General features: G+C 46.4%; 16 protein-coding genes. 10 read left to right on the plus strand and 6 right to left on the minus strand.

What is annotated here, in order from left to right; all coding sequences use genetic code 11:
• Positions 1–12: 12 nt before the first annotated feature.
• The 4 genes from C8R30_RS07985 to C8R30_RS08000 all read right to left on the minus strand — a co-directional run bounded on the left by C8R30_RS07985 (position 13) and on the right by C8R30_RS08000 (position 4,620).
• Positions 13–1,527, minus strand: a complete 1,515-nt coding sequence (locus C8R30_RS07985) for a DEAD/DEAH box helicase (RefSeq protein ID WP_258191965.1) — start codon at positions 1,525–1,527, stop codon at positions 13–15.
• A gap of 207 nt (positions 1,528–1,734) precedes the next feature.
• Entirely contained in the window at positions 1,735–2,304 is a 570-nt protein-coding gene (locus C8R30_RS07990; RefSeq protein WP_107789919.1) for a nitroreductase family protein, read from the minus strand.
• Between the two features lie 172 nt (positions 2,305–2,476).
• Positions 2,477–3,109, minus strand: a complete 633-nt coding sequence (locus C8R30_RS07995; RefSeq protein ID WP_107789920.1) for a response regulator transcription factor — start codon at positions 3,107–3,109, stop codon at positions 2,477–2,479.
• Positions 3,106–4,620: a PAS domain-containing sensor histidine kinase gene (locus tag C8R30_RS08000; RefSeq protein ID WP_258191966.1), complete on the minus strand. Its 1,515-nt coding sequence runs from the start codon at positions 4,618–4,620 to the stop codon at positions 3,106–3,108. The genes C8R30_RS07995 and C8R30_RS08000 overlap by 4 nt, the downstream gene beginning before the upstream one ends.
• Positions 4,621–5,236: 616 nt before the next feature.
• Between C8R30_RS08000 and C8R30_RS08005 the strand changes: the two genes are divergently transcribed.
• Both C8R30_RS08005 and hpf read left to right on the plus strand, forming a co-directional pair.
• Complete coding sequence (locus tag C8R30_RS08005) at positions 5,237–5,686, plus strand: CBS domain-containing protein (protein WP_107789921.1); 450 nt, start codon at positions 5,237–5,239, stop codon at positions 5,684–5,686.
• An 18-nt stretch (positions 5,687–5,704) separates the two neighbouring features.
• Positions 5,705–6,253: a ribosome hibernation-promoting factor, HPF/YfiA family gene (hpf, locus tag C8R30_RS08010; RefSeq protein ID WP_090668678.1), complete on the plus strand. Its 549-nt coding sequence runs from the start codon at positions 5,705–5,707 to the stop codon at positions 6,251–6,253.
• 56 nt (positions 6,254–6,309) lie between these two features.
• Here hpf and C8R30_RS08015 read toward each other — a convergent pair whose 3' ends face one another.
• Positions 6,310–9,135: an AMP-binding protein gene (locus C8R30_RS08015; RefSeq protein ID WP_107789922.1), complete on the minus strand. Its 2,826-nt coding sequence runs from the start codon at positions 9,133–9,135 to the stop codon at positions 6,310–6,312.
• Positions 9,136–9,490: 355 nt separating this feature from the next.
• Between C8R30_RS08015 and C8R30_RS08020 the strand changes: the two genes are divergently transcribed.
• The 7 genes from C8R30_RS08020 to C8R30_RS08050 all read left to right on the plus strand — a co-directional run bounded on the left by C8R30_RS08020 (position 9,491) and on the right by C8R30_RS08050 (position 13,921).
• Complete coding sequence (locus C8R30_RS08020; protein ID WP_090668684.1) at positions 9,491–9,697, plus strand: DUF2934 domain-containing protein; 207 nt, start codon at positions 9,491–9,493, stop codon at positions 9,695–9,697.
• A complete protein-coding gene (locus tag C8R30_RS08025) occupies positions 9,694–10,104 on the plus strand; it encodes a nitrogen regulation protein NR(II) (RefSeq protein ID WP_090668687.1) in 411 nt (136 codons plus the stop codon). Before C8R30_RS08020 ends, C8R30_RS08025 begins: the two co-directional genes overlap by 4 nt.
• A gap of 45 nt (positions 10,105–10,149) precedes the next feature.
• Positions 10,150–10,662 carry an Hsp20/alpha crystallin family protein gene (locus C8R30_RS08030; protein ID WP_090668690.1) on the plus strand — a complete coding sequence of 171 codons (513 nt, stop codon included), beginning with the start codon at positions 10,150–10,152 and terminating at the stop codon, positions 10,660–10,662.
• Between the two features lie 168 nt (positions 10,663–10,830).
• Complete coding sequence (locus C8R30_RS08035; protein ID WP_090668693.1) at positions 10,831–11,088, plus strand: hypothetical protein; 258 nt, start codon at positions 10,831–10,833, stop codon at positions 11,086–11,088.
• Positions 11,089–11,194: 106 nt separating this feature from the next.
• Positions 11,195–11,695 carry a hypothetical protein gene (locus C8R30_RS08040; RefSeq protein WP_090668696.1) on the plus strand — a complete coding sequence of 167 codons (501 nt, stop codon included), beginning with the start codon at positions 11,195–11,197 and terminating at the stop codon, positions 11,693–11,695.
• 119 nt (positions 11,696–11,814) lie between these two features.
• Entirely contained in the window at positions 11,815–12,261 is a 447-nt protein-coding gene (locus C8R30_RS08045) for a hypothetical protein (RefSeq protein ID WP_090668699.1), read from the plus strand.
• Positions 12,262–12,610: 349 nt separating this feature from the next.
• Positions 12,611–13,921, plus strand: a complete 1,311-nt coding sequence (locus tag C8R30_RS08050) for an MFS transporter (protein WP_107784013.1) — start codon at positions 12,611–12,613, stop codon at positions 13,919–13,921.
• 89 nt (positions 13,922–14,010) lie between these two features.
• Here C8R30_RS08050 and C8R30_RS08055 read toward each other — a convergent pair whose 3' ends face one another.
• Entirely contained in the window at positions 14,011–14,394 is a 384-nt protein-coding gene (locus C8R30_RS08055; RefSeq protein ID WP_090668702.1) for an exosortase system-associated protein, TIGR04073 family, read from the minus strand.
• Between the two features lie 304 nt (positions 14,395–14,698).
• Here C8R30_RS08055 and C8R30_RS08060 point away from each other — a divergent pair, with 304 nt between their 5' ends.
• A complete protein-coding gene (locus C8R30_RS08060) occupies positions 14,699–15,394 on the plus strand; it encodes a hypothetical protein (RefSeq protein ID WP_090668705.1) in 696 nt (231 codons plus the stop codon).
• Positions 15,395–15,432: the final 38 nt, after the last annotated feature.

Here is a 15,432-nt window from a genome sequence, read left to right on the forward strand (position 1 = left end):
TTCAATACCCAGTTAACGCCCACGATTACTGGAAGGACGACTCGGTTTTTGTGAAAACCAGGTGGTCTGGGGCATAGCCTGATGGCGTGCGGCTTCTGACATTTTTTTTGCAGGTTGTTTTTTGGGTGAGTTTTGTGGATCACCCGATAGCGGGCGACTACCCATTGGTTTTGATTTTTGGGCTAGGTTTTGTTTGTGTTGTTCTGATCGCCCATTTTCTGTGCGGCTATGTACATGCATGCCGGTACGTTCCTCGGTTTTTCTGCCGACCTGGCGCGCTTTTTTGTTTGGGTGGGTGACCGGGCGTTGTTGTCTGGGTGGTCTCGCTTCTTCGGGTTCTATTTCGACAGGGATGATAAACCCTTCAACCGTTGTTTTGGGAATTTCATGCTTAATCAAGCGCTCGATATCGCGAAGGTATTTCATTTCTTCGTGAGCCACCAACGAGATGGCCGAACCAGAGCTGCCCGCGCGGCCCGTGCGTCCAATGCGGTGGATATAGTCTTCGGGTATATTAGGGAGTTCAAAATTCACTACTTGGGGTAGTTGGTCAATATCCAGCCCACGCGCGGCGATATCGGTTGCAACCAGCACACGTACAGATCCTTCCTTGAATTGCGCCAGCGCCTTAGTACGGGCGCCTTGGCTCTTGTTGCCATGAATTGCAGCAGCTTCGATTCCCTCTTTTAGCAACTTTTCCGACAGACGATTGGCGCCATGTTTAGTACGGGTAAAAACCAGCACTTGCTGCCAGTCATGATGCTTGATCAAATGGCTCATTAAACTGCGCTTATGATTCTGGTCGACTAAATGAACCGTTTGTTTCACCAGTTCCGATGTGGTATTACGGCGTGCAACTTCGACGAAACCTGGATTACGTAGCAGCTTATCCGCCAATGCTTTTATTTCATCAGAAAAGGTGGCCGAGAACAGTAGGTTCTGCCTTTGTTTGGGCAACAGAGCAAGAATTTTCTTGATATCGTGAATGAAACCCATGTCAAGCATATGGTCAGCTTCATCTAACACGAGAATTTCGATAGCCGTTAAATCGAGTGTTTTTTGGTTTACATGATCGAGCAGACGGCCTGGTGTGGCGACCAGAATGTCCAGTGGTTTGCGTAAACGTGTGATTTGTGGATTGATATTGACCCCCCCAAATATCACGGCTGACGTCAATGATAGATACTTGCCGTAAACTTTGACCGATTCTTCTACCTGCGCGGCGAGTTCACGTGTGGGGGTCAATATCAGGCAACGTGGACAGCTTTTTGCCGGACCGGCAGTTTTTTTCTGGCTGAGTAGTTGTAGAATGGGTAACGTGAAACCGGCGGTTTTGCCAGTACCTGTTTGTGCACCCGCCAGCAGATCCCCGCCACTTAACACGAGGGGTATGGCTTTGAGTTGGATAGGCGTGGGCGTAGTGTACCCGGCATCGGTAATGGCGCGCCTGATAGGCTCGCTGAGACCTAATGCATTAAAATCGGGTGTGCTAAGAGGGATTTCTCGAGTTTTTAGTTCAACAGACAAAGGTATGCTCCTACGGCAGCCTGCTACTCACGAGTAGCACCAAACGAGGCAGACGAATAAAGGATCAGGGGTGATCGATGTATAAAACTATCGAACTGATCGGATGAAATGAAAAGGCCGCTGAACCGATTGGTTAGGTACAGGAATAAGTCATTATACGGACTTATAAAAATAAATTGGGATATTTATTTATCAGATTAAATATACCTAACAGGTGAGAATGAATGGTTTTCTTCTCGGACTGGGAGGGGTATCGCCGTCTGGGTAGCCTACTATGATCGGAACAATCACAGAAAATTTATCGGGAATATTGAGTTTGTGTTTGATTTCAGATTTATTCAAAGCGGTCAGCGCTGCGCCAATCACGCAGCTGCCCAGTTTCATGGCGCACGCTGCGAGCATCAAATTTTCGGCCGCTAGCCAGCAATTTGCCACTATGAAGGGGCCTGTTTGTTCCGAACAAATCAAAATCAAGGTGTTAGCATTATGGAAAATGTTGAAATCAGGTTTGGTCACGTGGTCTGTAGCATGACCTGCTTCTCCCAATTCATGAATGAACATTGGCTTAGCGCTATCCGAAATATCCTTTAATTGCTGTTTGTCACGGATAATGGCGAATGCCCATGGCTCATCGTGCAGTACGGTGGGCGCATGCACGGCAGCTTCCAGTAATATGCGGATGATGTCTAGGCCGACAGCCTGAGAGGTAAAATTACGGACAGACCGTCTGGCCAGAATGACTTCGAAAATTGTCATCTCAGTGTGCATATTCCGCATGCTAGACACCTCCTCACCGTTTTGATCCCTCAGGTATCACCCTATCAAGAATCCGTCTAGCTGGCTATCCGTGTAAATACGTATGGATTGTTGCTAATCCAATGTTTAAGATTCGAATTTTAGTTGCTGGTTAAATCGGGTTAACCCAATCGATTAGGAGGCAATAGCAATGCTATGAGGAATTATCTAATTTTCCTTCATAAGCGATGCGTGCTAGATCAAGCAAGTTGAGTGCACCTGTTTTGTGCATGATATTGGATCGATGGATTTCCACCGTGCGGTGGCTGATACCGAGCCGGGACGCGATTTCCTTATTGTGACAACCTTGAATTGCGAGCACCATGACTTCATGTTCGCGTTTGGTGAGCGCCGACAAACGCGTTAGGATATCCTGGTTATGTTTATTGGCTTCTATACGGTTTTCACTCTCGAGAAAAGCGGCTTGGATGCAGGTAAGCAGTTTTGCGCGAGTAACGGGTTTGGTCAGAAAATCAAAGGCGCCCGTTTTGATGGCTTTGACGCTTGTGGGGATGTCACCATAACCGGTCAGAAAAATAATGGGTATCAGACAATTGCGATCAATCAGCGCTTCTTGAAGTTGTATGCCACTTTCGCCGGGCATGCGTACATCCAGGATGATGCAACTTTTAAGCTGGCAATTGAGAGGATGCATGCTGCTCAAAAAGCTTTCAGCATTTTCAAAAGTGTGAACCTGGATACCTTCTTGCGTTATCAATAAGGTCAGTGAATCTCGGATTGCAGGTTCATCATCGACAATAAAGACCGTGGGTTGTTGAGAAGTCATGATGCAAAGGGGAGTGTAAAATGAAACTTGGCGCCCTCCTTGGTATCGGGATCAAGCCAGAGTTGGCCGCCATTTGCTTCGATAAGGGTGCGGCTGATGGAAAGCCCCATGCCGATACCGGTCGGTTTGGTCGTAAAGAAGGGTTCAAAAATTTGGTGAATGATGGCTTGCTCGACACCGGGTCCATTATCTTGGACGGTGACCATCGCCATGTTTTTTTCTTGTAACGTTTTTACCGTAATGGTGATGGCCGATGGTGCGATATTTGCTGTACGCATAGCTTCGACCGCATTTCTCAACAAGTTGACCAGGGACTTCTGAATATGGAGACGGTTGGCAAGCACCGTGGGTAAATGGGGCTCCAAGTGGATCTGTACATGAAATTCACTGTAGCCATCGCTGCGGGCAATTCTGAGGGCATCCATGACGATTTTGTTCAAATTTAATTTCTCAGTGCTGATTTCGCCTTTTTGCAGAAAATCGACCAATTCGTGCAAGCTTTGACCGGCTCGTTGAGCCTGTTCGACACACCCCTTCAGCGCACGCTTTATCTCGGGGTTGTTGATTTGATCGTTTTCAACAACATGGAGTGCAACCTCACTATAGGCTGAGATAGCGGTCAGCGGTTGATTGAGTTCATGGGCAATGGCCGAAGCAGTGTGAATCGCTACTTGCTGTTTGAAGAGTGTTTCTGTTTCAGCACGTTGTATCTTAAGTTCTTCTTCAAGCGTTTTCCGCGGTGTGATATCCCGTGCCATACCGAGTAGTCGGCTGGGATGCCCCTCTTCAAAATGCACTTGACCCGCCGTTGCCACCCAGCAAATCGTGCCATCTGGGTGAATGACGCGAAATTCGGTATGAAATTCGCCATCCCCTGAGGGATCAGTTGCTTTATCGAATGTGGTCTGATAAATCGCTAGATCTTTGGGGTGAATTGCGTGAGTGAATTTTTCATAAGTAATGGTGCCATCGGAACAATTGCTATTTCCCCAAATTTGCTGCATTCGATTATCCCAATGAATGATATTGTGCTCGAAGTCGAAATCAAAAATCCCCAAGTTGGCAGCCTGTTTGGCCAGTTGCAGGCGTTCTTCGCTTGCTTCGAGGGCATCTTCTACCTGATGAAGTTTATTCGTTGAGTTTAATGTGGCGAGTACATAAAGCTGGTGGTTGATCTTGATGGGACTTAGGCTGATATCCACTGCCAACTCTTGACCAGCTCGGTTTAATAGTACGAGATTTCTACCCTTGCCCATAGCGCGCTTGCGCGGGTCGTTGAGATAGGTTTGCCGATAGTTTAGATGATGTTCCCGGTAGCGAATTGGCATGAGCTGCTCGACCGTCATGTTGACCAGATCGCTTTCTGCATAGCCCAATAAATCCTGTGCAACAGGGTTTGCTAACACGACATGACCTGTGTCGTTGACCAACAGCATGGCTTCGGACATTGCGTTAAACAATACTTCGAAACTCAAGCCTGTAAACGAATTGGCCATAATGGTGATTGCCATGATGATGTTGCGGATAAGTGGCAGTCTACGAAAAAAAATAGCCTGCGTCTATCGACATTACCGATGAGGGTTGGTCGGGTTGTCTATTTTTACGTATTAGTACGTATAGGAATGCGTCCTAATTATCGATAGATCCCATAATACGGGTCGATGATCTTTTGCATGCGAGAAATCGAGCTGTTTAACGAATACAGGAATACAGGTATTCTGAATTGAGAAAATATGCGATACCGTTTATTTTTATGCTATTGATGATGATTGGTTGCAGCGATCAGAAGTCGGCCGGGGTGAGCGCAAATCAGGGTAAAGGGGGTGTATCTGCAGAGAAGAGATATCCTGCCGACGATTCCGCTGCGCCTCATGCAAAATAACCAATCTGTCCCCGGTCAAAGAAGGCCGGCCTTTTGGGCGGTTTTATTAGTTTGGTGGGGTTGACGAAGAGAAGAAAAACATTATTGATATTGAATTGTGAGATGCGCTCATGCAGAATGTGCCTGTAGCCATTTACATTGGCTTAGTCTATCCGCTAATAAAGATGCTGTTTTCTACCGCTGCCATTCACGCAGCTTCGTCATGACTTTAGTATGTTGATACAACTCAAGAAAGGATTGCAAACATGTCTATCGGTGAAATCTGTAATCGTGAAGTCGTTGTAGTACAACCTGAAGACACCGTGCTACAGGCAGCTAAATTGATGCGTCAGCATCATGTGGGCAGTGTGCTGGTTGTCGATCAGCATAATGGGAAACCTGTGCCAGTAGGCATTGTGACTGACCGTGATCTGGTAGTAGAAGTCATGGCCACGGAACTCGATCCTGAAACCATTACTGTCAGCGATATCATGGTGCCAGATTTTGCGATGGTTAAAGAGGAGACGGGTGTTTTCGAGACGATCCAATACATGCGCAACAAGAGTGTACGGCGCCTGCCGGTGGTGGATAAGGAAGGTCGGTTGATAGGGATCATCGCACTCGATGATTTACTTACCCTGCTGTCAGAAGAACTGGATGCGCTGGCTAAGCTTGTGGCGCGCGAGCAAAAAAAAGAAACCAATACTCGTCGTTAGCGATTAAGGAGAACAATTATGCAAAATAGATTGCGCATCACGATCCGTGATATACCGGCGTCTGAGGCACTGGAAGCACATATCCGCGATAAGGTTGGAAAACTCGAAAGCTTTTTTGATCACATCATTTCATGCCATGTCGTTGTGGAGATGCCTCATAAGCATCAGCATCAAGGTAAGGAATTCACCGTGCGTATCAACATTGGTGTACCCGGGAGTGAAATCATCGTCAACCGCGATCATCACGAAGATCCCTATGTCGCTTTACGGGATGCCTTTGATGCGGCCAAACGGCAGCTAGAGGATTATGCCCGTCGAATCCAGCAGAAAACTAAAGTGCATGTACCCGAGCATATCGGGCATGTGGCGCGTATTTTTCATGAGGAAGGATACGGCTTCATTACGGGGCCAGATGGTACTGAACGCTATTTTCATCGCGATAACGTCGCCAATCCGAGTTTTGATCAATTGCAGGAAGGTGATGAGGTCAAGTTTATCGAAGAAATGGGCGCAGAGGGACTACAAGCAAAACGCGTCAGCGTCGGGAGACATCACCTGCCCGAGTGAGATAGGATTAGCGTGACGTGCATTGTGCAGTCCAAACAGGGTCATGCGTGACCTTATCAAGAGGAGCGAACCGTTTTTTCGTAATTGAGATCCGGTTCGCCTATTTCCGCCAGCATATGATTGCGAACATGATCCCGTAGGGCTACGGCAGAGCGCCAAGGGTCCAATTTTGCCGACTCATTTGGATAGATGGGCTCACCAATGCTGATCGAGATGGGGTAGTGGCGTGGAAGCCAAGAACCAGCGCGTAAGATCGATCGGGAGCCGCGTATGGCGATGGGAATGATCGGAACATGGGCTTCCACGGCGGTTGTAAATGCACCCATATGGAAAGGCAATAGACCCGGTATGCGGCTAAATGTGCCTTCAGGAAAAAAAAGAGCGGTGTGTCCATCAGCGACTAGGCGAGTAATGCGTTTGGCGTCTTGCGCGCCTTTCTGAGTATCGAATCGTTCGACAAATTCAGCGCCGATGCGGCGCAGGAAATGGCCAGCGATAAATTGTCTGTTGAGTTCTTCTTTGGCGATGAAGCTGACTGGTCTAGGGAGCGTCGCGGCCAGGATCAATCCATCCACATAACTGGCATGATTGCAAACCAGAACACAGGGTGTGCCGGGAGGAGGAAGGTGCTCAAGCCCTTTGATGTTTATGCGTGTTGCTGTGGCAAAAGCAAGCACTCGGGTACTTAGACCAATCAATCTCCAACGCCATCGCAAACGAGGGAGGATTTGTACCAGTAGCCAGGTCGGGAGGGCTAGTGTAATGAGTACGAGCCAAGCATATAGCGCATACGACGATGCTTTCAGTGAACGTAACCCGCGACGGATTTGCGGGATAAGCGAAATTCCCAGTAGACGGATAACTTGCAGCCAAGGTGCGCGCACGGTTGTGATGCTGCCGCGTTCATACATCTCCCGGCAGGCATCTCGTCTTATTTTTCCACTTGAAGTTTTGAGTACGCTGTGCGGCGGAGCGAGTACGATTTCGTCAGGGGGTGCACCTGTGAGCGCCATGACTTCACTGTTGATCTTGCTGCGAATATTTTCTAAGTTGGTCATGCGACTTTCGTGGGTTTCTGCCAGTACGATCAATCGCTCCGTTCCTCTCTCGTGGCTAGCGCTGCCGAACACAGCGACACAACCTTTGCGGATACCCTCGATCTTGTTTATAGCGTCTTCGATTTCATCTGGATAAATATTCTGCCCTGCACGAATGATAATATCTTTCTGCCTTCCAGTAATATACACCTCGCCATCGGCAATATAGGCGAAATCACCGGAATTTAACCAGCCATCGTCAAATAGTATTTTGTTCTTTTCAGGATTACGGAAATAACCACAGGTTGTGGACGGCCCCCGGAACTGTAGCAATCCTTGGTGTCTTTCAGGAAGTTCACGGCCGTTCATATCGACGATGCGAATCTCGTGACCGGCAAGGGGTTCGCCGCACGATACGAAACATAACGCATGTTCATTGTCATTTGCCGGAATAGCTTGCTCTGTTTTCATAAAATGCACACGGTCAATCTTATCGAATCGAGGCCCTCTGCCAATGGGTGGAAAAGAGAGCCCGACGGAGCATTCTGCCAGTCCGTATACTGGCATGAGGGCTTCCAATTGAAGTCCATAGGGGGAAAAACGCTCATAAAAACGCATGAGTGTTCCCGGTATGATCGTCTCAGCTCCGTTGAATACCGCTTTCAAGGAATGTAATTGCAATCCTTTGAGATCTTCATCTCGAATTCGTTTAAGGCAGATTTCATAGGCAAAATTAGGTGCTGCCGTCAATGTTGCCCGGTTGCGGTGCACAGCCCAGAGCCAGCGTTCAGGCTTCGCTAGAAAATGCAGCGGTGACATGATCACCAGATAAGTTGAGAAATAAAGACTCCCAAGCCAGGCCCCGATCAGGCCCATGTCATGATAAAGCGGTAGCCAGCTGACAAAGATATCGTTGGAATCGACGTTGATACGTTCTCCCATTGCACGGATATTGGCAAGAAGGTTGGCGTGAGTCAGGGTGACGCCCTTGGGTTTGCCTGTGCTTCCAGAAGTATATTGCAACAGTGCGATGTCTTCAGCTAACCGATTTGGATAGAGGACTTGTCCTTGTTGCGTTTGTAATTCGTTAGGGGTAATTACCTTTTGTAGGCTGCTGACTTGTGACATGAGTAGATGTGCGACTGCTTTTGCTTCTGGCACGGTGATGAGGATGACGGCACGACAATTTTCCAGAATGCTGCGATGGCGCAGCAAATGGTCTTCCAGTTGGCTGAGACGTGCGGGCGGATAAATGGGTACTGGAATAGCGCCACAAATGAGAATGCCGAAGAAGCTAAAGAAATAATCGTGGCTGGTAGGCAGCATCAGGGAGACTGTTTCTCCCGCTTTAACACCCAGCATTTGTAATCCCAAGGCGATCCGTTCAGCCTCTTCTTTTAAGTTGCCATAGGTTATGATTTTTTCTTGCTCATCGTCGCTGTAGAATTTGATATGTGGACGGTCGGGGTGCGTGTGTGCATGCCAGTCAAGCACGTCAAGCAGCGTTTCAGCTCGTTGAGGGACGGCCATTGATATTGCTTGCGCTACAGGCTCACCAGCGTGAATAGAACGCGCTTCCTGCATGGTGCTTGCGTTTAGAATTTCTCGCAACAATGCCCGCGGTGTATCGGCGGTAGCAAATACACGATCAGGTAGCTTGATCTTGAAATGAAGCTCGATGCGACTAATAAATTCTACGCGCGTCAGGCTGTCGAACCCCAGGTCTTTGTCGAAGGAGCTGTCCAGAGTGAGCGCATTCAGAGTTTTAGGCTGGATTTTTAACTCCTTTCCTAGACCCCGGATAATTTCAAACATCTCGGAAAGTTTTTGTTCTTCCGTCACCATTGGATTTATGTTTGTGCCAAAGTACTGCCGGAAAAAATCTGCTGTACAAAATACCAGCTAACAGTTCAGTAAATTGCTCGCAGGCTATCGTTATGGGAAACAACTTGAAACTTTTTTTACGCTCATACTTTCTATTGCTAACAACAATAAGTTTAAAAATAAGAACGATTGGTAATTATATTCTTTTGTGATTTGCGGATGATATAAGGGTAACTACCTACGTGTTTCTACGTATTTAATTACCCTTCTTTTTTCGATAAATTGCAAAGAATGATAAATAACAGAAGGGAGGAAATAAAGCCAAAGATTCATTTTCACGAAATGATTGAGTTGATTTATTGAGAAAGGAGGCTAAATGGAATCTATTAAATCACTTACAAAAAATACCAGTAGTAGGAAGAAAGCGATGCCCTTGAGTGGTGAAGTCAGTAATGGTCAAAATAGCGAGGACCACATTTCTCGGATTGCAGTTTCGGCCTACTACAAAGCGCAAGCAAGAGGATTTCAACCGGGGCATGAACTAGATGATTGGCTAGCAGCAGAAGCGGAGGAAAAACAATGAGTGTGTTAATCGGTGAAACGTTGGTGAGAAGAGATGATTACGATTCCAAAACAGCTAACAATTATGTTGTTGAGGACGAATTTGCTGTTTTAATCCTTTCTGAAGATGGTGTTGTGCGTGATTGCAATCAGGCAGGAGCGAAGTTATTAGGGGATTCGCCCAAAAACTTGCCAAAGCTCCATATTTCCAAAATACTTCCCAAGCTGGCAAAAATTGATCTGCTGAAAGGCAAGCGGGCTAATCCCTATTTACGTTTTCTTTCGCGTATTGGCCACCTATTTGAGGTGGTGAGCATGAGTGGCGCCCATTTTACCGGACGGCTTTTTTTTAGTGACGTGGAAAATTGCGGCTCACACCAATTAATCGTCATGATCCATCCGGTTTATCAAAAAAATACTGTTCATTAAAAAATCGCAAGAGGATTTTTTTGATTAAAGTAAAGGAGCATTACCATGCCTAATGAAAACAAAGAGAATGTACCTGTTACAACCTCGAAAGAGGGAGCTAAAACCGAAATCGCTTCCGTCAACCCTATCAGTGAAATGGAAAATGCTTTTGACCGTCTCTTCAGACATGGATGGCCTTCGTTATGGCGATGGCGTGATATGCCTATGTTAGACAATTTATTTGAACGGGAAGGGCTCCGTTCACCAAATCTGGATGTGATCGATCGTGATAATGAAATACTGGTTCGTGCCGAGATTCCGGGGTTGGAAAAGAAAGATCTCAATATTTCACTGACCGATAATCTTCTGACCATTAAGGGGCAGTCGAGCCGGGAAGTGAAAGATGAAAAAGGTGATTATCACAGGCATGAAATTACCCGTTTTTCATTTTCTCGTTCTGTAATGCTCCCTGGCGCAGTGGATGCCGCCAAGACTACAGCATCTTTGAAAAACGGTATTTTGGAGATCACTTTACCGAAAGTGGAATCTTCAAAACGTCGCACGATTACCGTTCAGTAAGGAATTATTAAAGTGTGTTTATCCTATGACGTGGCGAGGCCTCCTAGGCCTATGCCATCGTTTTAGGATATACGCGGAGGATACCAAAAAGGATAGAGCGTGCCGGATGCTTGTGTGGTCGGTAAGCGAGAACACTTTTTGATTGTTTAGTTAAGCGGGGAGCTGATTATGAAGAGAGATATATTTATTCCATCAGCGGTGATCAGTATTTTCTCAGTGATGGTTGGATTGTTCATTTTGTCGTTTGATCGTTTACAGTCTGCTGAAAATACACGGATACAGCCTCAACAGCAGAACACTGGAAGTCGACTTGCTGCAGAGTCAACACAGACGATTGAGGAGCGTTTGCACCTGAAACGACAATTCATGAAGCGACCATTGGTGTCGCCTGACGAACAGCGCAGACAGAAGGATGTGTGGATTTGATGGCTCGGTGTATGCTCATGGCTATTCATATAGTTTATGCTGCCAATGATGATAAGCTGTGTTCTAACAAGCAAGAAACCTTCTTTATCAGGATAAGGAAAATAGCATGATTCGCAATTCTATAGACGTGGCTACTCGAGTCAGCTCAAATCTATCAGCGCTGATTGAAAGTCGGCTTGATGAAGCGGAGACCGAACAATCGATAACACTTGCTACGATACGTGATTTTATCGTGGGATTATTGCCTACTGCCTATACCGAGTCGGAGCAACTGCACCATTTTGATGTCAATGAGTCGTTGCTTGATGAGATCAATGCATTGATTGATGAATTTGGTGAATCGGCACTCGCAATCGATTTTGTGCAGGAGGTAGCTAGTGAGCCACTTTCTCGGGCGATCGAGGCTGTCATGTATGATGAAAATCGTCATTCCCCCCCAACGCTCGGTGCGGTTAGAGAGGCTATCAATTCAGGGTTGTTAGCGAGGTTAGTTGGTGAGGGTGTGTTGGACGAAGATGAAGATGATTCCTTGCTTGCGGAGTTGGGTATATTGATCGCCCGTTATGGCGAGGAAGCGTTGGCGGAAGATTTTTTACGTTACGAATAGTTGAATAGTTCAATTTTCGCCATAAGCGCTAATGAGTACCCTGATAATTCCACTAAAAATGAACCTTAATTAAAAAAAACAATCGGATATTTGTTTTAGACGGTTTATTTGTTCCTAACATGTATCTCGATAAAATTCACTTTCTGCAAACAGGCGTTAGTCTCGAAATTTCAACCAAGGCTTTGCGTGATCTGATCAGACATGTCACGGACGGGCAGCGTATACCCGAGCTAGCCAAGATATGTACTACGAGGGATCTTTACGATTATCTTACGGTAATTGTTCATCAAGGTGCTGAAGGTTTGATCAGTAGACGGTATGCTTGGGTCGGTGGTATCAAAAAGAACTTACTTGCTGGGCAGCCTGTTGCTTATCGTCAGTTTGACGAGCTTTTTTGGCGCAATCTGGATGAGGAAGATCCGGATGGTAATGAATGGTATCAGCTGACGTCCAATGAAGTGTTTCGGTTGCAGTTGAATCGTCTGCTCGATATCGTACGTTCAGCAAAACGTAACTTACTTCAACGGGTTGATGAGCTACCCGATTTCAATATCGGTTGGGCTTAGACGCGAAGATAAAACGGCTTTACAAGGAATGCTGTAGCAGAAAAACCACTTCAAGATCACCCATCTGTCGCAACATTTCCTTACTTCCCCTCGATTTTCTTTTTGCCTGACACCCTCTTCTGCTGCTACCTTTGCGCTTTATGCTATAAAATGAGCGCATAGGGTTGTAAAGGGTTGTAAAGCAAACGCAGGGGTGGGCGGGTCTGTCTTGCACTTTGAATTGTTAATGCTGCATGGTTTATTCCACCCCAAATTGACGCTAATTGTGTTAACGTACAGCGCTCCTAGAGCGCCTCTATTTAAACAATTATCTACGCGTTCTTGCCGATATTGGCTTGACTGCTCATCGATGACATCAACAAATAAAATTTCCCATCTTGCTGAAGGTGTTAGCCGGCGCGAAGTGTGGTCCTGGGCGATGTTTGATTTTGCTAATTCAGGCTACACCACGGTGGTGATTACTGCTATATTTAATGCGTATTTTGTGTCTGTCGTGGCACAAAACCAGGATTGGGGAACATTCGCATGGACAGCGTCACTCGCAGTTTCCTATTTGCTCATCATACTGACCGCCCCTGCTTTAGGTGCTTATGCGGATGCGTATGCATCCAAGAAGCGCTTACTGTTGGTGACGACAATCGGTTGTATTTTGTTTACAGCCTTGCTTTATCTAGCAGGTCCGGGGGATTTATGGCTTGCGATTGCCCTTATAATTCTTACTAATTTCTTTTTTGGAAGCGGTGAGAATTTGATTGCTGCTTTCTTGCCAGAGCTGGCGCGCAGCCGGGCACTCGGAAAGGTATCAGGCTGGGGGTGGAGCCTCGGTTATATTGGGGGGTTGTTTAGCCTGGGGTGCTCGCTTGCCTATGTGACGTGGGCGCAAGGACAAGGGCAAGAAGCGCACGAGTTTGTGCCTGTTACGATGTTGATCACTGCGGCGATTTTTGCCGTTGCCTGCGTTCCCACTTTTCTGTTTCTGAAGGAGCGTGCTCAACCCCAGCCCCATTTGGCTGGCCCGCACGTTGTCAAAGAGGCGTTTATTCGATTGGGTGGAACGCTTAAGCATGTGCGCTATTATCAAGATCTGGTGCGTTTTCTTGTTTGTCTCATTTTTTATCAGGCAGGTATCCAGGCAGTTATTGCCTTGGCTGCGATCTATGCTCAGCAAGCCATGGGGTTTGATACGAGCGATACCATCATGCTCATCCTGCTGGTTAACATTACTGCGGCATTAGGCGCATTTGTATTTGGCAACATACAAGATAAACTGGGCCATATCCCTACCATTGCATTAACACTCATCGGCTGGATCATCATGATTTTATTGGCTTGGAAGGCTGAGGGCCCGGTTATGTTCTGGATAGCTGCCAATATCGCTGGATTGTGTCTGGGTGCTTCTCAATCTGCGGGGCGTGCATTGGTCGGTTTGTTCAGTCCAGCTACCCGACGCGCCGAATTTTTTGGATTATGGGGATTGGCGGTAAAAGTCTCTTCAATCTTGGGGCCGATTACTTACGGATTGGTGACATGGCTATCGGCTGGAGACCACCGGCTTGCTATGCTGATAACAGGGAGTTATTTTCTTGTTGGCCTATTGATATTGATGCGAGTGGATGTGCAGAGGGGTGAAGCCGCGGCACAGAATCAACCCGACAACTAGAGCCTTCCCCTAAGAGGATAACAGGCCGTAAAAATGAGGCATGATCAATCATTTTTACGGCCTGTTTTTTTCAGCTGATTGCTTGTCGTCTAGCCGTAAGTTGTTTCTCTATCAAAATCTTGCCAGATAAAATTTGGCTGAACGGTCGGTTGGGTAGGAATGAAGAATGTTGCGGTATCCAACGCACCAAATACCGTTCGCCCCACGGTATGCATAAGTCCGGTGAGAAAACCGACCGTGAGGCCATAGGGTGCACCATCTTTGCGAGTGGTTAATATAATCGTCTTTGGCAGCTCGATAAAACCGGTTGCTGCGTTAACGACCCCCGTCATGAGTTTTTCCCCTGCCATGGTCGGATAACTTTTCCCCATTGTACCGCCGCTCATCGAACTATAACCTTGCGCCAAGACCGTTTGAGAGGACAAGACGAATAAGGCGGTCAGCGCCAGAAACAATCCGGTTAGTTTTTTCATTATGTTCTCCTGTGAGATATAGTGTTGAAAGTAGTTGGCATCCGCATCGATTCTAATGGTTAACAAGGATACGTATATGTCGAAAATGCGCAATTAATCTAGCGTATTTTCATGACATTGAAGCTAGATTCCCATAGGAACTTAAGTTGAAAATTTTAATGTAAATGCTACCTGGTTTGGATGGTATATTTGAATTTTATTGATGCATCTAGCCTAAGGTCTAAGTTTTAAATTTTTTACCTGGGAATTCCTCGAATGATTGCAAAACAACTCGGCCATAATAGACCCTGGATATAATTCTGTCATGAATAGAATGTTGTTTATAGTGATTTTCGGAGGAGTAAGCATACCTTTATTTGCGGCGCGACCATTTGTAACGGACGATGCCAGGGTAACTACGGCGGGAAGTTGTCAACTTGAAAGCTGGACCCGTATTTATTCTGTTAGCCAAGAATTCTGGGCGTTGCCAGCTTGTAATCCTACTGGCAACTTTGAGCTTACCATTGGAGGGGGTAGAGCAAAAAGCGAAGGGAGCCAAGCTTCAAATGATTATGTGTTTCAGGCGAAGACGTTGTTTCGTTCTCTGGAGACTAATGATTTTGGAATAGGTATAGCGATTGGTACGATTTTGCACCCAAAGATTAATCCAGAATCAAATTTGCTGGGTAACGTTTATGCTTACATTCCATTTTCGGCATCATTCAAAGATGACAAAATAATTATGCATGTCAATCTCGGATGGTTACGAGATCGTGATTCTAATGATGATCGATTGACATGGGGGATTGGAAGTGAACTTCAGCTATCAAGCAGATTCCTGGCCATTGCTGAAGTATTTGGCGAGAGCAAAGATTATCCTTTTTGGCAAGTTGGTGGACGATTTGTGATTATCCCAGACCTGCTTCAAGTAGACGCAACTGTTGGTCACCAGTTCTCGTTTCCTAATAGTGGACGGTGGATATCCTTCGGTATTCGGCTAACACCTGCGCAGCTTTTCTAATCTAGAAACGCGCCTTTTCAGTAATAAGCTTCGACTAC

Origin of the sequence: Nitrosomonas nitrosa, assembly GCF_003051105.1 — a bacterium.
In the GTDB taxonomy this organism is placed as follows: domain Bacteria; phylum Pseudomonadota; class Gammaproteobacteria; order Burkholderiales; family Nitrosomonadaceae; genus Nitrosomonas; species Nitrosomonas nitrosa.